Origin of the sequence: Sorangium sp. So ce406 (genome assembly GCF_051474675.1) — a bacterium.
Classification (GTDB): Bacteria; Myxococcota_A; Polyangia; order Polyangiales; family Polyangiaceae; genus Sorangium; species Sorangium cellulosum_G.
Genome location: NZ_CP150340.1, coordinates 11,621,417 through 11,640,352, shown reverse-complemented (window position 1 = coordinate 11,640,352; position 18,936 = coordinate 11,621,417). Strand labels below are relative to the sequence as shown.

At 70.3% G+C, this 18,936-nt stretch carries 18 protein-coding genes; 9 read left to right on the top strand and 9 right to left on the bottom strand.

Annotation, left to right across the window (positions count from 1 at the left end):
- Positions 1-37 precede the first annotated feature (37 nt).
- Positions 38-1,336, bottom strand: coding sequence for a hypothetical protein (locus WME96_RS43750; protein ID WP_437287464.1), 1,299 nt, complete (start codon positions 1,334-1,336; stop codon positions 38-40).
- A 21-nt stretch (positions 1,337-1,357) separates the two neighbouring features.
- Between WME96_RS43750 and WME96_RS43745 the strand changes: the two genes are divergently transcribed.
- The 4 genes from WME96_RS43745 (at position 1,358) to WME96_RS43730 (ending at position 4,604) form a co-directional block, all read left to right on the top strand.
- Positions 1,358-1,522 (top strand): hypothetical protein, encoded by a 165-nt coding sequence (locus WME96_RS43745; protein ID WP_437287463.1) that lies wholly within the window; start codon positions 1,358-1,360, stop codon positions 1,520-1,522.
- Between the two features lie 247 nt (positions 1,523-1,769).
- The gene (locus WME96_RS43740) at positions 1,770-2,189 is read left to right on the top strand and encodes a peptidase inhibitor family I36 protein (protein ID WP_437287462.1); all 420 of its coding nucleotides are present in this window, start codon (positions 1,770-1,772) and stop codon (positions 2,187-2,189) included.
- A gap of 252 nt (positions 2,190-2,441) precedes the next feature.
- Positions 2,442-3,107: a hypothetical protein gene (locus WME96_RS43735; protein ID WP_437287461.1), complete on the top strand. Its 666-nt coding sequence runs from the start codon at positions 2,442-2,444 to the stop codon at positions 3,105-3,107.
- A 297-nt stretch (positions 3,108-3,404) separates the two neighbouring features.
- Positions 3,405-4,604, top strand: a complete 1,200-nt coding sequence (locus WME96_RS43730) for a glycosyltransferase (protein ID WP_437287460.1) — start codon at positions 3,405-3,407, stop codon at positions 4,602-4,604.
- Positions 4,605-5,597: 993 nt separating this feature from the next.
- On the opposite strand, the gene WME96_RS43725 is transcribed toward WME96_RS43730, so the two are convergent.
- From WME96_RS43725 to WME96_RS43715, 3 genes are all read right to left on the bottom strand, one after another.
- On the bottom strand, positions 5,598-6,920 hold the full coding sequence (locus WME96_RS43725; protein ID WP_437287459.1) for an ABC transporter substrate-binding protein: 1,323 nt from the start codon (positions 6,918-6,920) through the stop codon (positions 5,598-5,600).
- A gap of 339 nt (positions 6,921-7,259) precedes the next feature.
- Positions 7,260-7,694, bottom strand: coding sequence for a fosfomycin resistance glutathione transferase (locus WME96_RS43720; protein ID WP_437287458.1), 435 nt, complete (start codon positions 7,692-7,694; stop codon positions 7,260-7,262).
- A gap of 155 nt (positions 7,695-7,849) precedes the next feature.
- The gene (locus WME96_RS43715; protein WP_437292419.1) at positions 7,850-8,329 is read right to left on the bottom strand and encodes a carboxymuconolactone decarboxylase family protein; all 480 of its coding nucleotides are present in this window, start codon (positions 8,327-8,329) and stop codon (positions 7,850-7,852) included.
- 135 nt (positions 8,330-8,464) lie between these two features.
- Between WME96_RS43715 and WME96_RS43710 the strand changes: the two genes are divergently transcribed.
- On the top strand, positions 8,465-9,373 hold the full coding sequence (locus tag WME96_RS43710) for a sigma-70 family RNA polymerase sigma factor (RefSeq protein ID WP_437287457.1): 909 nt from the start codon (positions 8,465-8,467) through the stop codon (positions 9,371-9,373).
- Positions 9,374-9,462: 89 nt separating this feature from the next.
- On the opposite strand, the gene ilvA is transcribed toward WME96_RS43710, so the two are convergent.
- A complete protein-coding gene (ilvA, locus tag WME96_RS43705) occupies positions 9,463-10,977 on the bottom strand; it encodes a threonine ammonia-lyase, biosynthetic (protein WP_437287456.1) in 1,515 nt (504 codons plus the stop codon).
- A gap of 260 nt (positions 10,978-11,237) precedes the next feature.
- On the opposite strand from ilvA, the gene WME96_RS43700 reads away from it, so the two are divergent.
- Complete coding sequence (locus WME96_RS43700) at positions 11,238-12,293, top strand: formylglycine-generating enzyme family protein (RefSeq protein WP_437287455.1); 1,056 nt, start codon at positions 11,238-11,240, stop codon at positions 12,291-12,293.
- A gap of 25 nt (positions 12,294-12,318) precedes the next feature.
- Here WME96_RS43700 and WME96_RS43695 read toward each other — a convergent pair whose 3' ends face one another.
- The gene (locus WME96_RS43695) at positions 12,319-12,945 is read right to left on the bottom strand and encodes a TetR/AcrR family transcriptional regulator (RefSeq protein WP_437287454.1); all 627 of its coding nucleotides are present in this window, start codon (positions 12,943-12,945) and stop codon (positions 12,319-12,321) included.
- Positions 12,946-13,072: 127 nt separating this feature from the next.
- On the opposite strand from WME96_RS43695, the gene WME96_RS43690 reads away from it, so the two are divergent.
- Both WME96_RS43690 and WME96_RS43685 read left to right on the top strand, forming a co-directional pair.
- On the top strand, positions 13,073-13,951 hold the full coding sequence (locus tag WME96_RS43690; protein ID WP_437287453.1) for an SDR family NAD(P)-dependent oxidoreductase: 879 nt from the start codon (positions 13,073-13,075) through the stop codon (positions 13,949-13,951).
- Between the two features lie 169 nt (positions 13,952-14,120).
- Complete coding sequence (locus WME96_RS43685) at positions 14,121-14,957, top strand: metallophosphoesterase (RefSeq protein WP_437287452.1); 837 nt, start codon at positions 14,121-14,123, stop codon at positions 14,955-14,957.
- Positions 14,958-15,079: 122 nt separating this feature from the next.
- On the opposite strand, the gene WME96_RS43680 is transcribed toward WME96_RS43685, so the two are convergent.
- Complete coding sequence (locus WME96_RS43680) at positions 15,080-16,210, bottom strand: sugar ABC transporter substrate-binding protein (RefSeq protein WP_437287451.1); 1,131 nt, start codon at positions 16,208-16,210, stop codon at positions 15,080-15,082.
- 236 nt (positions 16,211-16,446) lie between these two features.
- Positions 16,447-17,220 carry an SDR family oxidoreductase gene (locus WME96_RS43675; protein WP_437287450.1) on the bottom strand — a complete coding sequence of 258 codons (774 nt, stop codon included), beginning with the start codon at positions 17,218-17,220 and terminating at the stop codon, positions 16,447-16,449.
- Between the two features lie 171 nt (positions 17,221-17,391).
- Between WME96_RS43675 and WME96_RS43670 the strand changes: the two genes are divergently transcribed.
- Positions 17,392-18,282 (top strand): AraC family transcriptional regulator N-terminal domain-containing protein, encoded by an 891-nt coding sequence (locus WME96_RS43670; protein WP_437287449.1) that lies wholly within the window; start codon positions 17,392-17,394, stop codon positions 18,280-18,282.
- 43 nt (positions 18,283-18,325) lie between these two features.
- Here the strand turns inward: WME96_RS43670 and WME96_RS43665 are convergent, their stop codons facing one another.
- Complete coding sequence (locus tag WME96_RS43665; protein ID WP_437287448.1) at positions 18,326-18,931, bottom strand: antibiotic biosynthesis monooxygenase family protein; 606 nt, start codon at positions 18,929-18,931, stop codon at positions 18,326-18,328.
- Positions 18,932-18,936: the final 5 nt, after the last annotated feature.

Sequence of the window (18,936 nt, the reverse complement as noted above, 5' to 3'; positions counted from 1 at the left end):
TGGCGCTGCGATCAGGGCGTGCGCCGTTCGTGCGGGCTCAGGGGCTCGTGAAGCCCAGGATCCCGTGCCCCGCCACGACGTGGACGGTGTTCCGGGGCGCTGGCGCGGGGTTCGTGGCGCTCGCCACGCCCTCGCGCATGAACGCCGTCCGGATGCGCGTGATCGGCGACGCCCGATGCGCGTCGCGGATCAGCTTCATCGCCTCGGCCGGCACCGTGACCGAGCCGTCTCCTCCGAGCGCGATGCACTGGATCTCGACCTGCTTGTCGGCGGGAGGCGGCATCGCGAACAGCGACGCTCCCTCGACGCTGCCGTCGGTGGTGGTGATGCGCACGAGCGTGCCCTGCGCGGCCCCGCAGCTTCCGCCTTCCCCGCCGCAGCTCAGGGTCATCGACGTGCCGTCGAGCGGCACCGCGCCGAGGATGGACTGCGACGCGTCGTCGAGCTGGAACTCACCCCCTGCCGCGATGGGTCCCACATCGGGGAATTCGAAGGCCATCACGCCGCCGGGCTCGATGCCGACGACGACCTCATCGCCGCTCGCGATGGGATCGCTCGGGTTGCCCGGGACGGGCCCGGCGCCGGCGAGCACGACGTGATCGGCAACGAACGCTTCCTCGGTCGCGCGCGGGTTGACCACCACCGCGGCCTCGCTCGACTCGACGGCCACGATGGGGAACGCGCCGTTGTTCTCGCCCATCGCTGCGCCGCCCACGCGCAGGTATCGACCCACGTCGGCCGCGGAGAACATCGCGCCGCCGATCACGTACGCTGCGGTGCCCATCGATCCGGGGGTCACGCTCGTCTCGCCCCTCCCGCTGTGCACCGGGCAGGCGTAGCCGTTGCCCTGGAAGCGGCAATCGATCGAGCCGCCCGCGAGCCCTGAAATCGTGACGACGCCCTGATCGGTGAGCGGCGGCGGCGCATCGTCTTGCACGTCGTGCACCCATCCCTTGCACCCGACGAGCTGGCCCGGCATCTCCTCGTAGCTCGGGGGCTTCGCTGCGGTGAACAAGACCTGCACCGTGAGGCCGTGACCCGCCTCGGGCGCCCCGAGGATGGAGACATCCTGGATGGAGACGATGCCGCTGTGGGTCGGGGCGGGGCTGCCGCCTGCGCCGCCGTCTCCCCCCGAGCCTCCGGTGCCGCCCGACGCGCCGCTGCCGCTCGAGGCGCCGCTGCCGCCCGAGCCTGCGCTGGCCGGCGTGCCGCCGCTCCCGTCGTCGCCGTCGTCGGTCGGGTTTGCGCAGCATCCCGCGAAGGCGAAGGCCGCGGCGATGACCACGGCGGTGCGGCGGCGTTTCGGGCTCTGCGAGGGTCGCGTTCGATCGATCATGAGTGACCTCCAAGCATCGTGATGAAGCGCGTCGACCGCTACCGGGTGGACGCGTGCAAGGAGGTAATCGTGCCGCCGCGGATACGCCTGCTCGCGCCGGCCACGAACGTGGTCGAAGCGGCCGCACCGCGCGCCGACGTTCGGCGCGTCGCTGAAGCGCTCCCCGGCGGCCTCCCGGATCCGTGAACGGTCTGATACGCCGCCTGCGTCGGCCAACACGCACCTCGGCGCGGCGCACACCATTCCAGCCTGGTTCCTTGTTGTGCTGGTCAGTTATCCGGGAGGATGAAAGATTTCCAGGGACATGCGAGCCCGCGTGCTTTTCATGTTAAATCTTGTCAACAACGGCCGAAGGCCGGGAATGCATGATTCGCCTCCGGCGCTTGGTGCCTCCGCAGTACCTGCCCAAGGGTGGGCAGGAGGAGGAGACCCCATGCACTTGCTCGATAACGTTCAGAAACTCCGTCGTTTCACTCCGTCCCGCTCCCTGGGCTTGCGCGCCCTGGTGGGCGTCGGCCTCCTCGCGGGGGCAGGCCTGCTGCTCCCCGAGGTGGCCTCGGCGCAGGAGGAGGACTCCAATCCGTGCCCGTTCGACGGCGTCCTCTGCCTCTTCGAGGAGGAGGGTTACGGCGGGGAGATCTTCAACGTCCGTGCGCTGAACCCGCAGGTGGGCACGTGCGTCAACCTTCCGGAGCACGGCTGGGAGGGGAGGGCACACTCTGCCTACAACACGAACGGCGCCGCCGCCGCGATCTTCACGAACGAGAACTGCATCGGCTACCCGTACCCCGTCTTCGGGGAGAGCGGTTTGAGCCCGCTGCCGTTCGTCCCCAAGAGCGTCTACGTCTTCTGACGCGATGACCGAGCGGAAGGCGATGGGCATCGCGGCCATCGCCTGCCGCGCCCGGGGGGCGGTGCGCGGGCTGCTTGACGCGCACGATGTCGCGCGTCGCCTGCCCGTCGAACACCTCGATCCAGGTCGCGCGGATGCGCGCCGGGTCAGCAAGCGCTATACCAGGAGCAGGCGCGCTGCCAGGTGCAGGCGCCGGCCCCCGGGTCGCCGGGTGGCACCGCAATTGCTCCTGTGAACCCCATGGAGATGAACGTGCCTGTCCTCGATCACCCGTCCCCCGGAGCCACCGCGCATGCCCCGCAGCGCAGCAGGCTCGCCGTGCTGGCCGCGCTCGTCGCGATCGCGCTCCTCGGCGCGACCGGGTGCGCGGCCGAAGTCCACACCAGGGCCGCCGCGCCTGCGACCGTCACGTACGAGGAGGTCACGGTGTACGAGGAGCCGGTTGTTCACGTCGCGGCGGCGCCGGTCCAGATCGAGACCTACCCGCGCGTGTACTACCGCGGGACCTACGTCTACTACGTCGATGGCCGCTGGTACTATCCGTCGCGCCGCGGCTGGGTCTACTACCGCGACGAGCCGCGCGCGCTGGTCCACTACCGCGTCGACTTCGACCGGCACCGACCCCATCACCACCACCATGCCCACGTGCAGCGCGGCCACGCGCACCACGACCACGTGCAGCGCGGCCGCGTGCACCACGACCACGTGCAGCGCGGCCGCGTGCACCGCGCGCCCGCGGCCCGGCCGGCGACCCCGGCTCGGCCTGCGGTCACGGTCCGGGCGGGGGCGACGGTGAAGGCGGGCGCGACGGTCAGGGCGGGGGCGGCGGCGAGGCCGGCGACCCCGGCCAGGCCGACGAAGAAGCCTCGTGCGGAGCGCCGGCGGCACCACGTCGAGGAGAGGCGCCACGAGCGCTGACCACGGCCTGCCATCCGCCCCGGGTCGGTAACAACCCCGGGGCAAACTCCTCCAAGCTCGACGTGTAATTGAGATGCATGAGGACCGCCCACGCGGCCTCTTGCATCCGCAGGGGCGGAGCTTCGGTCCGGCCGCTTCGGCCTGAACGGATGATCCGTTGGAGGGGCGTCCTCGCCTCGCCTCCCGTTCCAGCATGTATATCAGAACTCGGGCGTTGATACGCTGAAAAAACGCGTCCGCAATGGCATCGTCGCCTCCGTCATCCACGCAATGCGCGTGCTGGAAGGGAGAAAAACGATGCGGGTATTGCTGACGGGAGTGGGGACGCGCGGTGACGTGCAACCCGTGGTGGCCCTGGCCGCCGAGATGCGGCGTCGGGGGCACGACGTGAGGCTGTGCGTCCCGCCGAACTTCATCGACTGGGTGGGCGGCCTGGGCTTCACGGCGACCCCGATCGGAATCGCGATGCGTCAGCCGAGCGGGGCCGCCGCCGCGCAGGCCTCCGCACCGACGCCGGAGCAGATCCGCGCGCTGGTCGCGCACCTCGTGAGAGACCAGTTCGACGCGACAGCGTCGGCCGCCGAGGGATGCGACGTGATCGTGGCCGGCGGAGCGCACCAGTACGCCGCACGGTCCGTCGCGGAACGGCTGGGCATCCCGTCCGTGGTCGCCGTGTACGCGCCGGTGGCCCTGCCGTCACCGGATCATGCGCCCGACGGGGAGCCCGGCGGCGACCCGGAGTCCAACCTCCGACGCTGGCAGGACGGATCGCGGAGCTGGAACGAGCGCCTCCTCGAGCGGCTCAACGACAACCGGGAGCGGCTGGGCCTGGGTCCGCTGAGCGATGTCCTCGGCCACGTCCTGGGCGAGGCTCCGTGGCTCGCGGCGGACGCGGTCCTCGGGCCGCCGCCGGCGACACAGGGCCTGCGGGTCACGCAGACGGGAGCCTGGCTCCTCCCCGACCCGACGCCGCTCGCACCCGAGCTGGAAGCGTTCCTCGCCGCCGGCGAGCCGCCCGTCTACGTCGGCTTCGGCAGCATGCCTGCGGACCCGCAGACCGGCCGCACCGTCATCGAGGCCGCGCGGGCGGCGGGGCGCCGCGTCGTCCTGTCGCAGGGGTGGGCCGAGCTCGGTCGGGTCGACGACGCCCCCGATTGCATCGCGATCGGCGACGTCAACCACCAGGCGCTGTTCCCGAGGGTCGCCGCGGTGGTGCACCACGGCGGGGCGGGGACGACCACGACCGCGGCGCGCGCGGGCGTCCCGCAGGTGATCGTCCCGATGTTCTCCGATCAGCCCTACTGGGCCTCGCGCGTCCGGGCGCTCGGGATCGGGACGTCCGTGGCGCGTGGAGCGCTGAGCGCGGAGTCCCTCCTGGCTGCGCTGAGGGGCGCCCTCGATCACGGGGTCGCAGCTCGCGCGGCCGCGATCGCCGGCGCCGTGGCGGTGGATGGCGCGGCCGTCGCCGCCGGCCTCATCGAGCGGGCCTCCGCGTGAACCTCGGTTGCCGAGCGTCGCCGGAATCGTCTCGATGAACCAGCGGGGTCAGGGGCCCTCCGCCGCGCGCGGAGGGGGATCGGCGCCGAAGCTCATGCTCCAGAGGTGCTCCCCGCGGCGCAGGAGGCGTTCACGCCGTTGCAGTCCTCATCCGCCGACGTGTGGCAGTCGTCCGGGGTCGGGAGCACTTCACCGATGCAGGGCCCGTAAGCAGTCCCATGAGCGTCGCAGATCTTCGTGCCTGTCTTGCAGGTTCCGACGCCCGCGGTTCCGGGGGGCCCCGTATAACACGACGCAACGTTGCCGGGGACACACACGCAGCCGGCGCCCTCCTCGTTGGCCTGACCATCGCAGTCTTCGTCCGCCGGATCGGTGCAGGTCTCAGGCGCTGGAGTGACCTCACCGAGGCAGGGGCCGAGCTCCGAGCCGTCGGCGCTGCAGGTCGCGACGCCCCGCCTGCAGATCCCGACGTCGGCGGTGGTCGGCGGCCCCGTGTAACACGGGACTTGAGCCCCAGGCTCGCACACGGAGCTTCCCCCTCCGTCGCCTCCCCCGTCTCCGGCGCCACCGCCTCCCCCATCTCCGGCGCCCCGGCTTCCCCCATCTCCGGCGCCCCCGCTTCCCCCGTCTCCTGCGCCCCCGCTCCCCCCGTCTCCCGCGCCCCCGCCGGATCCCGTCGTGGCGCCGTTTTCGCCGGCTCCGCTCGCGGCGCCGGCGCCTCCCCCGCTCCCGCTGGGGGCACCGCCTGCGGCGCCGTGACCGCCGCCGCCCTCGCCGTTGTCACAGGCGGCGGACAGGCAGCTCACCAGCCAGAGCAATGCGACCCTGGCCACTGGACGATACATGTGCATCCGGATTCCTCCCCGGCCGACGGCCTCCTGGGGACCGACGCTCGAACGTTTGCCGCCTGGATGCGGCCCGCCGCGCCCCGTTCACCGCGCCTTGCAGGACCTACCAGGGTACCCCTGCGTCAGGCTCGATCGTGCTGCGGCGTCATTCCCCGGTTTCGCACGCGACGGCGATGGGGGCGAGATCGACGAAGGTGTCACCGTCGATCGTCCACTCCTGCACGAAGTGATGCTGGCTCGCCCCGTAGCTGTCGAATTCGTATTCGGCGGCCGCCCCGACGTACCGGAGAGGGATCCCCGCGCGGAGCTTGGTCATCGCCGTCTCCAGATCCCGCCACGAGGCCGCTTCGTTGTCGGGGCTGCTCAGCTCGCGGAGGATCGCTTGCAGCTCGTGTCCCGAGGCAGGGATCGTCCCGCTCGTCGCCTGGGCGTACACGAGACCCATCGCGATGAGGACGACGCCGTCGTAGTAGAAGTGCGCCGCGGGCCGCGGGGCCTCGCCGTTCCACCGGCCGGAGAACTGCTCGATGAAGGCGGCGGCGTTGCCGGCCGTGCAGTCGACCGTCCCCTGGGCTTCGTCCACGGGCTGGCACTCGCTCCGCAGGCTGAGCGAGGGCGAGACCCCGTGGTGTCCGTCGAGAGAGCCCGCCGGGATCCTGGCCAGGAGCGGGTCGGCACGCAACGCAGGACCGAGAAGCCAGGTGCCCCCGCTTCCGGAGTCGGCCCATTCGGTCACGATGGCCGCGGCGGCGGCGGGATCCGTGCTCAAGAGCGTGCGGCCGGGGTTCGGTGCCAGGGCGGACGCTATCTGCTCTGTGTACGTCGGTTCGTCGGACGTGAACGTCACCGACGGGAGAATCCTGCCCCCGAGCGCCGCGAAGCGGGTCATGAACTCGCTGCTGATGCTGGCGTGGTAGTCTTTCCTGTCCGCGAGGCTGTTCACGGTCTCGATGTCCTCGCGGACTGCGATCTTCGCCAGCGCGCAGCCGAAGGCGGACGTCGAGGGGGCGAGCCGCAACCAGCCTCCCCTCGCCTCGGTGCGCGCCACAGAGGGCGCGGCTTGACCCGGGAGCATGTGGAACACATCGAGCGACCTCACATCGGGCGCGATCTCGCGGGCGAGCTCGTTCTCCTCGGGGCCTACCAGGTAGGCGACCTGATCGGTGTAAAGCAGCTCGAGCAGCTGCTCGCGCCCACGCTCCGAGCTCGAGTGGCTGTCTCGTCCCACGATGTGGAGCGGCCTCCCGTCGATCCCGCCCGCAGCGTTCACGTGCTCGACCGCGAGCGACATCGCCTGACCGAGGTTGCGGCCGACGTCCGCCCCGCTACCGGAGAGGGGCAGGAGGCTGCCCAGGACAACCGCATTCTCGGGAGGCTCGGGCGCTGTCTCCTCGGGTTGATCGGGCGCTGCCGGCGAGCATGACGCCGAGAACAGGGACGCGAGCCCCACGAGCAGCCCGGCTTGCACATCGCGCGTGCGCCATCTGCCACGAGCGAACCACGCGCCGGCGAGACGGGAGCAGCGCAGAGCGGCAGGCGTTCTCGGATCGGTGTTCAAGATACATGATACGGCACCACATCGAGGACCGGACTGTCAAGGCGAGAAACGTCTTGGCGTTGATGGAGGCTCACGCCGGTCCGACGTGCAATCCAAGGTACGGAGACCTCGATCTCTGTGCGTGAATCACGGGTTTGATACCAGGAGGTGAGCACGAGCGCGCGGTGGAGGTACGCTCGAGCACGGAGATGATGAACGCACCGCGTCGAGCGAGCAGCGCGCGCCCTGCCGCCGCGCCGCTGCGCCTCTTCACCGCGCCGACGTCTCGCTCTCTCCGTCGTCGAAGAACTCCATCCCTTCGTAGGGCTGCTCACGGCAAGAGGCGAGGCGCGTCCGGAGGTCGCCGACGTGAATCTCGAGCTTGTGGCCGTCCGGGTCTTCGAAATACAGCGACGCCCCTTCGGAGCGGTTCTCTTTCCAGATCCGGGCTCCGCTCAGGCGAATGGCCTCTCCGAGGGAGGCGAAGCCCTGTGCATCGACCGAGAACGCGAGGTGCGCGTCGTCGACCTGCCGAGCAGCGCGCGCGTCCAGCTCCAGGCAGAGCCAGAGCGTCCCCAGCTCGAGATACGCGCCCCTCTGCCACTGCGCTCGCCGCCTTCCGCCGAGCACCTGGACATAGAAATGCACAGCGCGGTCGAGGTCTCGAACCGCGAGGGTCACGTGGTTGACGCCGCCGATCGCCATGGATCGGCAGCATAGGCGATAACGGGCTCGCGCGGGTGTGCCTGCTGGACGACGAGGGCGACGGCGACGGGAGCGGCTCCCTTCGACGGGGCGCCGCGTTCGACCGAGCGGGACCCTCCGGATGCCCGTGAACCTCGGGGCGTGGTGACGCCTCCTCAGCGGGTGTCCACGATCGCCTCCACCCTCATCGAACCGGCGATCTGCCGCGTGGTGGCGTTGATGCGATTGAAGCAGTTGACCAGCGCGATGTGCAGGATCAGCGCCGCGAGCGCCGGCTCGTCGTAGTGCTTCGCGGCCTCGTCCCAGACGTCGTCGGGCACCGGATCCGCGCGATCGCTGAGCCTCGTCGCGGCCTCGGCGAGCGCCAGCGCGGCGCGCTCCGCGTCGGTGAAATAGGGCGCCTCGCGCCAGGCCGCCACGGCGAACAGGCGCTCGTCGCTCTCGCCCGCCTTCCTGAGCTCGCGCGCGCCGATGTCGACGCAGAAGCCGCACCCGTTGATCTGGCTCGTCCGCAGGTGGACGAGCTCGAGCGTCCGCGCCGGCACGCCGCTCTTCTTCACCGCGCCGAGCAGGGCTTGGATGGGCTGTATGACGCCGGGGATGAGCATCGCGGGGTTCTTCATCCGTGCTTTCAGCATGGTCGTGATCCTCTCGAGGGTAGGGGTGTGCTCGCCAACCGTGACGGGGCGCTGAACGTCCGTTCGCGTCGTCACATCGGCTACGGTTCGTTCGTCACAGCCATGACGAAGCGCGACGAAGGAGTGTGACCGATGGATGAAAATTGTTGGCTGGCGGAGCGGTTCGAGGCCCACCGGGCCCACCTGCGGGCGGTGGCGTACCGGATGCTCGGCTCCGTGGGCGAGGCGGAGGACGCCGTGCAGGAGTCCTGGCTCCACCTGAGCCGCGCCGACACGAGCGGCGTCGAGAACCTGGGCGGGTGGCTGACGACGGTCGTGGCGCGGGTGTGCCTCGACATGCTGCGCTCGCGCAAGGCGCGGCGCGAGGAGCCGATGGCCGCGCCCGACGCCGCCGCGGACCGCGAGGCCGGGACCGACCCCGAGCGCGAGGCGGTGCTGGCCGACTCCATCGGCGTCGCGCTGCTCGTGGTGCTCGACACGCTGACCCCCGCCGAGCGGCTCGCGTTCGTGCTGCACGACCTGTTCGCGGTCCCCTTCGAGGAGATCGCCGCCATCGTGGGCCGCTCCCCGGCCGCGGCGAGGCAGCTCGCGAGCCGCGCCCGCCGCCGCGTGCAGGGAGCGCCCCCGTCTCCGGACGCCGACGTCGGCCGCCAGCGCGAGGTCGTCGACGCCTTCCTCGCGGCGATGCGCGGCGGCGACTTCGACGCGCTCGTGGCGATCCTCGATCCGGACGTCGTGATCCGCACCGACGCCACGGCCGCGCCCCCGGCCGGGACCGAGGTTCGCGGCGCGCGCGCCTGGGCCAAGCAGGCGATCTCCGGCGCGCGCGGCGCCAGGTTCGCCCGCCCTGCCCTCGTGGACGGCACGGTGGGCGTCGTCGTGGCCCCGAACGGGCGGCTCTTCCGGGTGCTCCGCTTCACGCTCGAGCAGGGCAAGATCGCCCGGATCGACGTCATGGGCGACCCCGAGCAGCTCCGCGATCTCGACCTGTCGGTCCTCGACGACGGACCGCCCCCGGAACCCTGGACACGCGCTGTATGAAGCGGTGAAGCGCGCTCCTCGGAGGCGCGCTCACCCGCAACCGGCTCCTGCTCGGCGCGCCCGCGCTCCTCGCGAGGGCTGGTGTTTCATCATCTCAAGAAGAGATGGTAGGCCGCATTCTTCGTCTCTTCGATGAATGGATAACCGAGGTCGGTGAGAAAACGGTCGAACTCGTCGTATTCCGGCTCCGGGACCTGCAAGGCGGCGAGGACTCGCCCGAACGCGGCGCCGTGGTTGCGGTAGTGGAACAGGCTGATGTTCCAGCGCCCGCCGATGTGCGTGAGGAATTGCATCAGCGCCCCGGGGCGCTCCGGGAACTCGAAACGCAGGAGCCGCTCGTTCGCTGTCGGGGCGCGCCCGCCGACCATGTAGCGCACGTGCAACTTGGCCATCTCGTCCATGCTGAGGTCGATGACCGGCAGCCTGGCGTCGTGGAGGCGCTCCAGAATGTCGTCGCGCTGCTTGCGCCCGTGGGACAGGCCCACGCCGACGAAGATCTGCGCCTCGTCCGCACGCCCAAAACGATAATTGAACTCCGTGATGTTCACGCGCCCGATAAGCTGGCAGAACTCGCGGAACGCGCCCGGTCGCTCCGGAATGGTGACCGCGAACAGCGCCTCGCGCTGTTCGCCGAGCTCTGCCCGCTCGACCACGTGCCGCAGGCGGTCGAAGTTCATGTTCGCGCCGCTGAGGATCGCCACCAGCGTCTTTCCGCCCAGGCCCTCGCGTTCGACGTACGCTTTGAGGCCCGCGACCGCCAGCGCGCCTGACGGCTCGGCGATCGAGCGCGTGTCGTCGAAGATATCCTTGATGGCGGCACAGATGGCGTCGGTGTCCACCACGATCACGTCATCCACGCACCGCTGGGCGATGCGAAACGGCTCCTCGCCCACCTGACGGACCGCCACGCCGTCGGCGAACAGCCCGACCTGACTCAGCCGTACGCGCTCGCCCGCGTCGAGCGCCGCGCGCAGACACGCGGCGTCGTCCGGCTCCACGCCGATGAGCTTGATCTCGGGGTACAGATGCTTGATATACGCGCCGATACCGGCGATCAGCCCGCCGCCGCCCACCGGCACGAAGATGGCGTCCAGCGATCCGCGATGCTGGCGCATGATCTCCAGGGCGATGGTGCCCTGACCCGCGATCACGTCCGGGTCGTCGTACGGGTGCACGAAGGTCAGCCCCTCGCTCGCTTCGAGCGTCTTGGCGTGGGCGTAGGCTTCGTCGTAAGAATCCCCGATCAGCTCGATCTCCGCGCCGAGCGCGCGCACGGCGTCGACCTTGATCCGGGGAGTCGTGGTCGGCATCACGATGCAGGCGCGGATGCCGAGCCGCTGGGCGGCGAGGGCCACCCCCTGCGCGTGGTTGCCCGCCGAGGCGGCGATCACGCCGCGCGCCTTCTCGGCCGCGCTCAGCGAGGAGATCTTGTTGTAGGCGCCGCGCAGCTTGAAGGAGAAGACGGGCTGCAGGTCCTCACGCTTGATCAGCACGCGGTTGCCCAGGCGCGCGGAGAGCCGCGGCGCATCCTCCAGGGGGCTTTCCTGGGCCACGTCGTAGACGCGGGCGCGCAGGATTCGCTCGAGATAACCGTTTGGGGCCATTTGGGCGGCGAAAGCTACGGTCCCCGGCGCGCATCGTCAACTCGTTCGTGGAACGCCCTTCAGGGCATCTCTCCGGCGACCGCGCGCTCTGCTCATTCGGGCGCTGCGGCCTGGAGGCCGTGGATGTCGGCCCTTGATCCATGTCGCGCTTCCTGCGGCCGAGCCGCGCCCGCGCGCGTCGCACGAGGATGACCCACCTCCGACCATCCAGCAGCGCTCTATTGATTCCTGGCTCTCGCCTCGATAACACAGGTACGAGCATGAGGAAGCGATCTGCGCGGTGGTCCTGGGTGGCGCTGTGCCTGGCGGGCGTCGGGTGCACGACGGTCGTCGGGCTGGACAAGCCCTATCATCCGGTAGCGGAGCACGGCGGCAGCGGTGGCGCCGGCGGCGGCAGCGGTGGGGGCAGCGCCGATGGCGGCGGCTCCGAGGGTGGCGGCGGCGGCGTGGAAACCGGCCCTCGATGCGCCGGGCTGCCTCTGACGTGCGGGCCGGCGGAAGACGAGAGCTGCTGCGCGAGCGAGCTGGTGACCGGCGGCACCTTCAACCGGAGCAACGACCCGGCTTTCCCGGCCACGGTGAGCGACTTCGTGCTGGATCGGTTCGAGGTCACGCTGGGGCGGTTCCGCGCGTTCGTTGACGCGTATCCCGGGAGCCGGCCCGCAGTGAACGCGGGCGCTCACCCGAAGATCGCGGGCAGCGGGTGGTACGCGGCGTGGGACGACCAGCTGCCGAAGGACAGGGCGCAGCTCCTGGAAGGGCTGCGCTGCGACTCGGAGGGCTCGGCGTGGGTGTGGACGGATGAGCCCGGCGCGAACGAGCGCCTGGCGATGAACTGCGTGAGCTGGTACCTGTCATTTGCGTTCTGCGCGTGGGATGGCGGCCGCCTGCCGACCGACGCGGAGCTGGGTTACGCGGCGGCCGGCGGCGCCGAGCAGCGCCCGTATCCGTGGTCCACCTCGCCGGACGATGTGGCCATCGATCCGGACCACGCTGTGTATGCCTGCAATGGCAGCGATGTCGCGGGGTGCGTGATCGAGGACGTCCTTCCGGTCGGATCGAGGTCACCGCAAGGGGACGGGCTGTTCAAGCAAGCGGATCTGGCAGGGGGCGTGTGGGAGTGGACGCTGGACTGGCGCGCGGACTATGGGCCCGACTGCGTGGACTGCGCCGTCACGACCGGCGGCACGGATCGGGTGATGCGCGGCGGCGGCTGGCGCAGCGTCCCGGAGGCGCTGCTCCTCTCCACCCTCGACCAGCGGGTTCCGACGACCCGCGCGGCCGGCATCGGGCTCCGGTGCGCGCGGGATCCGTGAGCGACGTCTTCTACCTTCACGGCGTTCACCAGCTGCCTTCTTCGCGCCGCGCCGAGGAGTGCCTGCGATTTGCGGGGCGGGGGCCCGCCGGCTCGGGGCGCAGATAACCGACGACGAGCGAGCACAGCTCCGACACGAAGGCATCGCCCTGGAGGTACTCGGGGCGCTCGGTCGTCACGGCATACGCAAGCGCGTTGACAGAGTGGACAAGGATGAACACGGCCATGTCGAGGTCGCGCGGGCGGATGTCCGTCGCGCGAGGCGCGAGGAAGGCGCGCACCGCACGGAAGAGCTTCACCTCGTGGGAGTCCACGTAGCCGAGCTGGCGCATGCGCGGCAAGAGCTCGTGCAGCGCCTGGTGCAGCCGGGGATCGGCCGCCTTGTCCGCGAGCACGTCGCCGATGAGCGCCCCGAGCGCAACGCGCAGGGGCGCGCCCGCGAGCTCCGCCACCCGGGCCTCGAACCTCGCGAGCGACCGCGCGCGGTGGTGATCCATGACCGCCATCACCAGCCCCTCCTTGCTCGAGAAGTACTGGTACAGCGAGCCGACGCTGACCCCCGCCTCCTGCGCGATGCGGTTGGTGCTGGCGGCCTCGTAGCCATCCTTGACGAGAACGCGAGCGGTCGCCGTGAGGAGGGCGTCGTAGGTCACCTGGGACCGCGTCTGCCGGGGCTTTCTCCGGCGGGAAAGCGATGCACTCGTCGGCATGAAGGCTCCTTGCGGAAATGTGAGCACAAGGCGAGTTGAGAACGTGAGCGCGAGCTCACATTCTTAGCACATGCGAACTCCTTCCCCGCCGCGTGAACCCCGTTTCTCTTCGCCTCGCGCCGCCCGGGCCTCGGGCCCGTTCCCCTACCGGGGCCGCCGCGCGCTCGTCACCGGCGCCTCCTCGGGCATCGGCGAGTCGTTTGCCCGCGAGCTCGCCGCGCGCGGCATGGACCTCGTCCTCGTGGCGCGCTCCGAGGGCAAGCTCCGCGCGCTCGCCTCGGAGCTGGCGAAGCGCCACGGCGTCGGGGTCGAGGTGGTGGGCCTGGACCTCAGCCGGGACGGGGCGGCGCACGCGCTCCACGCGCAGTGCGAGGAGAAGGGCCTGCGCGTGGACCTGCTCGTCAACAACGCCGCGTTTGGCACGCACGGGCCGTTCCACGAGGCCCCTTTCGCCAGGCAGCACGAGCAGGTCACGCTCAACGTCACCGCCGTGGTGGACCTGAGCCGCCTGTTCCTTCCGGGCATGGTCGAGCGCGGCGAGGGAGGGATCATCAACGTGGCCTCGATCGCCGCTTACCAGCCCTTGCCGTACATGGCGATCTACGGAGCGACCAAGGCCTTCGTGCTCTCCTTCACGGAGGCGCTGTGGGCGGAGAACCGCGAGCGCGGGGTGCGCGTCCTCGCCCTGTGCCCGGGCCCGGTGGAGACGGGATTCTTCGACGTGGTGGGCACACGCGAGGTGGCAGTCGGGCCGATGGCCACGCCGGAGCAGGTGGTCCTCGCGGGCCTGCGCGGCCTGGAGAAGGGGAGCCCCTCGCTGATCGTGGGCTTGCGGAACTGGGTGCAGTCCAATCTGCCGCGCTTGTTCCCGCGCGAGCTCGCGTTGCGCGTCACCTCGGGGATCTTGAAGCCGCGCGCCCCGGTAGTCCCAGGCCTGCACCGCGCATAACCCTCGAGCCACGTCCTCGGGCCGCTCGCGCAGGCGCCCCACGAGGCGCTCATTGTGGAGCCGCTGGCGGGTGATATCGAGGTTGTCCACGGTACGCAGGCAGAGTACCCGCCGGCGCGAAGAAGGGAACCGCCCCGAGCGAGGTCGGCGGTGCTACGGTGCCCCCACCATGCGGCCGCGCGCCCCGCCCTCCATCACGCGTCGAACGCTCCTGCGCAGCGCCGCCGCGGGCGCGTTCGGGCTCGGGGCCGCCGACGGCTTCCTCATCGAGCCCCGCTGGCTGGAGATCACCCGCCACGACATCCACGTCGCCGGCCTCCCGCGCTCGCTCGATGGCTTCACCATCGCTCAGCTCACCGACGTTCACCTCACGTCGATCGGCGGTCTGCACGAGTCCCTCTTCGCCGCGGTGCAGAAGGTCGCTCCGCAGCTCGTCGTCCTGACCGGCGACGTCATCGACGCAGAGGCCTCGCTGGGCGCGCTCACGGACCTCTGCAAGGGCCTGGAGGGCTCCGGGCGGATGGTCCTCGCGACGCTCGGCAACTGGGAGCACTGGGGCAACGTCCCGGTCGAGCGGCTCCACGACGCCTATACGCGCGGCGGCGCGAGGCTGCTCGGCAACGAGCACACCCGACTGCCGGAGGGCGTCGTCGTGGCCGCGACCGACGATTTCTGCAGCGGCCATCACGACGTCGTCCCGGCGCTCCGGCACCTCCCGCAGGGCCCCGCGCGCCTCTTTCTGACGCACGCGCCCGGTCTCCTCGACGAGGTGCCGCCCGGCGCGCCTCGCTTCGACCTCGCCCTCAGCGGCCATACCCACGGCGGCCAGGTGCGCCCGCTCGGCTTCTCGGTCGCGGTGCCGCCCGGCTCGGGGCGCTTCGTCGCCGGCCTTTACGAGACGCGCGTGGGCCCCGCCTACGTGAGCCGTGGCATCGGCACCAGCGTCGTCCCGGCGCGCTTCCTTTGCCGGCCGGAGCTGCCGGTCTTCCGCCTCGTGCAGGGCTGAGGAGCGCCGGAGTGCCCCTCCCGCTCCCACCCGCGGCAGGAAAGGAGTTCGTGGGGCCGCGCCGGCCTGGGACGATCCGCAGGGGGTGAGCCGGTGCGAGCCGTCGCTGGGCGGCCCCGCCGCTACTGGCTCGCGCCGATCTTGTCGAGGAAGGCGTAGTATTCGTCGACCTTGTCTCCCGGGACCACGTCCACGCCGATGTTCACCCGGCTCGGGTCGCCCATCATGAGGGGAGAGAGGATCTGCCTGGTCGCGTCGAGCCCGATGATCTTGATGCCGTAGATGATGTAGGGAGCGATGTAGCCCTCGTAGTACTGCCGCTGGGTGTGGGTGGCCTTGATGCGCCCCTCACGCATGAACTCGACCGTCTTCGGGTCGAAGTCGAACGCGACGACGGGGAGATCCGGCCTGCCCACGAGCTCGGTGAGCATCGCGCACCTGTACGAGATGTTGAACAGGCCGAGCATGCCCACGACGGGCGGGTTTGCGGTCTGGAACGGGTATTTCATCCAGTCGAGATCAAACTGGTCATCGTAGGTGAACATGGCTTGAGACACCAGGACCTTGTAACCGGCGCTCTCGAGCACCTGCTGGGCCTCCGCCGTCCGTTCGAGCCCGTCGGCCCACCCCTCGACGACCTGGCCGTGGATCATCACCGTGCCTGGCGGCGGGGGCAGATGCTCGAGCAGGGTATTGGCCGCCGTGGCTCCGGCAGCCCGGTTGAGGGTCCCGACATAGAGCGAGCGCTTGTCGAGCGCCACGTCCGTATCGAGCGTCACCACGTGGACCCCGCTCGCGACGGCCTCCTCGATGGCCTCTTTCTGGGCGTCGCCGAAGGGCGCGACGCCGATCCCTTCGGCGCCGCTCGCCACCATATCCTTGATTTGCTCGGTCTGGATGGCCTGCGATTCACCGTCGCCGGCCGACTCTCCAGAGGGCGCGAACACGTTCCCCGTGACCCCGAGCTCACCCATCGCCCGATTGGCACCCGTGGCGACCGGCGCAAAGAAGCCGGTCATGGTCTTCAGCAGGATCGCCATGTGCATCGGCTCGATCGGGTTCTCGTTCATCTCGGCGACGAGGTTGTCGATCGTGGCCTCGAGCTCCACCGGAGTGAACTCGTTCGCCGGAGTCGGCGCGCGTGTGAGGAGCGCGACCTTCTCGCCTTCGCCGACGCTCTCGCTCGATCCGCACGCCGCCGTCATCAGCGTGAGCCCGCAGAACGCCATCCGACATCGCCCCATCACCCTCATGACGCCCTCCTCGCCCGTCGCTCGCTCATGGCGCACAACGGTCCACGGCTGATCATTTGAGATACGACGCCGCGGATCGAGCCGTCAACAAGCATCGGATCAATTCATCGGATCTGTAAGGGAGGGCGCTGATCCACGATGTGGACGTGGGAGCGCCGGAATCAACCGGCATGGGGCTGGGTGTGCGAGAGCCCCACACCGGGGCAGAGCGGGTCGACAGACCGCGTGGATCCGACCTACGAGGGCTGGCCGGTCGGCATGATCGTGACCTGCTGGAGGTTGACCCGCTTCGGCAGGCTCACGGTGAACGCGATGGCCTCGGCCACGTCCTCGGGGGTGAGCCACTCCATCTGCGACTTCGACCCCTCGAGCCAGTCGCGCGCGCCGTGGAAGTCGACGTGGCTCTGCAGCTCCGTGCCGACGATGCCTGGCTCGATGGCCGTCACGCGCACCCCCTTGGAGCCCAGCTCGGCGCGGAGGTGGATCGACAGATGGCTCACGAACGCCTTCGTCCCGCTGTACACCGCGAAGGCCGGGAAGATGTTCTTGCCGGCGATCGACGAGATGTTCACGAGATCCGCCGGCCCCGGGCCGGAGCCGGCCTGCACGAGCGCGGATGTGAACGCGCCGATGACGTTCATGAGGCCCGTGATGTTGAGGTCGATCTGCTGCTGCCACTGCTCGACACGCCTGGCCTCGATCGGGTTCGGCAGCATGACGCCGGCGTTGTTCACGACGATATCCACGCGCCCGAGCTTCTCGATGACCTCGGAGGCGACGCGCTCGACGGCCCCTCGATCGGTCACGTCGACCTGCCATGCGGCGGCCTCGCCGCCGGCCTCCCGGATGGCGCCGCTGAGCGCATCGAGCTTCTCCTTCCGGCGGGCGAGCAACGCCACGCGCGCGCCGCGGGCGGCGAGCGCCTTCGCTGTCGCTTCACCGATGCCGCTCGACGCTCCTGTGATGACGGCGACGCGCCCCGCGAGCGCGCCCTGGGCCTGCTGAACCATGTCTCACTCCTCTCGATAGGCCGTGCCTGCCTGCGCGGCCAGTTGACGCGACCATAGATAGCCGCGACGCCTGGAAGCGGAAGACACGGAACTATCGAAGGCATGCTCGATCCTATGAGCGAGGCGACAAACCCATGGCGCCGTCTCGATCAGGGGGCGTAGGATAGGCGTATGTCGAGCGCGACTCGATCGAGCAACTCGCTGGCCGCTGGCATCGCCGCGCTGGCGCGCCGTGAGGGTTGCAACAGCACGCGTCATTCAGGCGTCGTCGTCTACCGCGTGACCGTCGCGGAGCCGCCCACGCCCACCCTCTATCCTTCCAGCTTGATCCTCGTCGGCGCCGGAGAGAAGCAGGCGATCCTGGGCGACAAGACGTTCGCGTACAACGCCGGCCACTACCTCGTGGTCACCTCGCCGCTGCCGATGCTCTGCAAGACCATCGCGTCGGTCGATGAGCCCGTGCTCACCATGGTGGTCGAGATCGAGCTCGCCCTCCTGCGCGAGCTGCTCCTCGAGCTGAACGCGCCGCCGGCGCCCCAGGCGGCGCGCTCGACGCGCAGCGTGTTTCGCGCGCCGCTCCCGCGCGACCTCGAGGACGCCGGGGCCCGCTTGCTCGCTTGCCTGACGGATGAGCGACGTACGAGAGTGCTCGCGCGGCAGACCCTTCGCGAGATGCTCTTTCTCGTGCTCGAGGGCCCGTATGGCGATCCGCTCCGGGCGCTCGCGGAGGGCCCGGTGAGCCAGCTCGCCCACGTCCTCCGCCACATGAATACGAGATTCGCAGAGCGAATGAGCGTCGGCGAGCTCGCGCAACTGGCGCACATGAGCGTCCCGACGTTCCATCAACACTTCAAGACGATGACCGGTTCCTCGCCGCTGCAGTACACGAAGGCGCTCCGCTTGACGCGCGCACGCCAGATGCTCCACGCGGGGAGCCTGGTGAAGGCCGTCGCGCACGACGTGGGCTACGAGAGCGAGTCGCAGTTCAGCCGGGAATACCGTCGGTTCTTCGGCTGGCCGCCGTCGGCGGACTCGCACGTGGCGCCGCGCGCACGCCCGTGACGAGCCGCGTCGGCCAGCGAAGCCGGACACCGCGGCGCTTCGCTCAGATGTCGCCGCCGGCCTCGCCCCCGAGGCGCTTCGCGGCTTCCTCCCAGGTCGCCTCCCGCTCGCTCCCCTCCCACGAGATCACGTTGCTCGTCCCGCGGCTGATGGAGGAAGCATGGCCCATGGCTCTGGCATGCGCCGGGCTGCCGACGAACGCGTACATGTCCTGTTCGCTCTCCCAGACGGTGAGCGTACGGACCGCCGCGCACGAGGAAGAGCTCGTGGCCGCCACCGCGACGAAGCCCTTCATCGTGGACAGGCTTTCCATGACAGGACCGGAGAGCTCTATCATCTTCTGCGCCATCTCGGGCTTCATGGCGAGGTAGGTCGTCGAGACGAGGTAGCTTCCCGGCTTCAACGCGCCGGTGCCGGCGTCGACGCCGGGGCCCGCGAGCTCGAGGCCGCCCTCGCGGTCCGGCTCGAGCTCCGCCTTGGAGCACCCGTCGAACGACGCGCCCGGCGGCGCGCCTCCATCGCCGTTCGGTCCGCCCGCGGTCCCATCGCCCGCGGAGGACGCTCCGTCGTCAGCGCAGCCGCCCGCCGCCATGGCGGCGAGCATCCCCAGACCGACAGCGACGCGCTTCAACAACAATCCATTCATCATGTGAG

Coding starts and splice junctions, on each gene's coding strand:
- WME96_RS43675 (WP_437287450.1), bottom strand. CDS start 17,220: ATGGTTCAGCAGGCCCAGGGCGCGCTCGCGGGGCGCGTCGCCGTCATC.
- WME96_RS43720 (WP_437287458.1), bottom strand. CDS start 7,694: ATGGCGATCGGCGGCGTCAACCACGTGACCCTCGCGGTTCGAGACCTC.
- WME96_RS43680 (WP_437287451.1), bottom strand. CDS start 16,210: ATGAGGGTGATGGGGCGATGTCGGATGGCGTTCTGCGGGCTCACGCTG.
- WME96_RS43685 (WP_437287452.1), top strand. CDS start 14,121: ATGCGGCCGCGCGCCCCGCCCTCCATCACGCGTCGAACGCTCCTGCGC.
- ilvA (WP_437287456.1), bottom strand. CDS start 10,977: ATGGCCCCAAACGGTTATCTCGAGCGAATCCTGCGCGCCCGCGTCTAC.
- WME96_RS43710 (WP_437287457.1), top strand. CDS start 8,465: ATGGATGAAAATTGTTGGCTGGCGGAGCGGTTCGAGGCCCACCGGGCC.
- WME96_RS43750 (WP_437287464.1), bottom strand. CDS start 1,336: ATGATCGATCGAACGCGACCCTCGCAGAGCCCGAAACGCCGCCGCACC.
- WME96_RS43665 (WP_437287448.1), bottom strand. CDS start 18,931: ATGATGAATGGATTGTTGTTGAAGCGCGTCGCTGTCGGTCTGGGGATG.
- WME96_RS43745 (WP_437287463.1), top strand. CDS start 1,358: ATGAAGCGCGTCGACCGCTACCGGGTGGACGCGTGCAAGGAGGTAATC.
- WME96_RS43740 (WP_437287462.1), top strand. CDS start 1,770: ATGCACTTGCTCGATAACGTTCAGAAACTCCGTCGTTTCACTCCGTCC.
- WME96_RS43730 (WP_437287460.1), top strand. CDS start 3,405: ATGCGGGTATTGCTGACGGGAGTGGGGACGCGCGGTGACGTGCAACCC.
- WME96_RS43670 (WP_437287449.1), top strand. CDS start 17,392: ATGTCGAGCGCGACTCGATCGAGCAACTCGCTGGCCGCTGGCATCGCC.
- WME96_RS43700 (WP_437287455.1), top strand. CDS start 11,238: ATGAGGAAGCGATCTGCGCGGTGGTCCTGGGTGGCGCTGTGCCTGGCG.
- WME96_RS43690 (WP_437287453.1), top strand. CDS start 13,073: ATGCGAACTCCTTCCCCGCCGCGTGAACCCCGTTTCTCTTCGCCTCGC.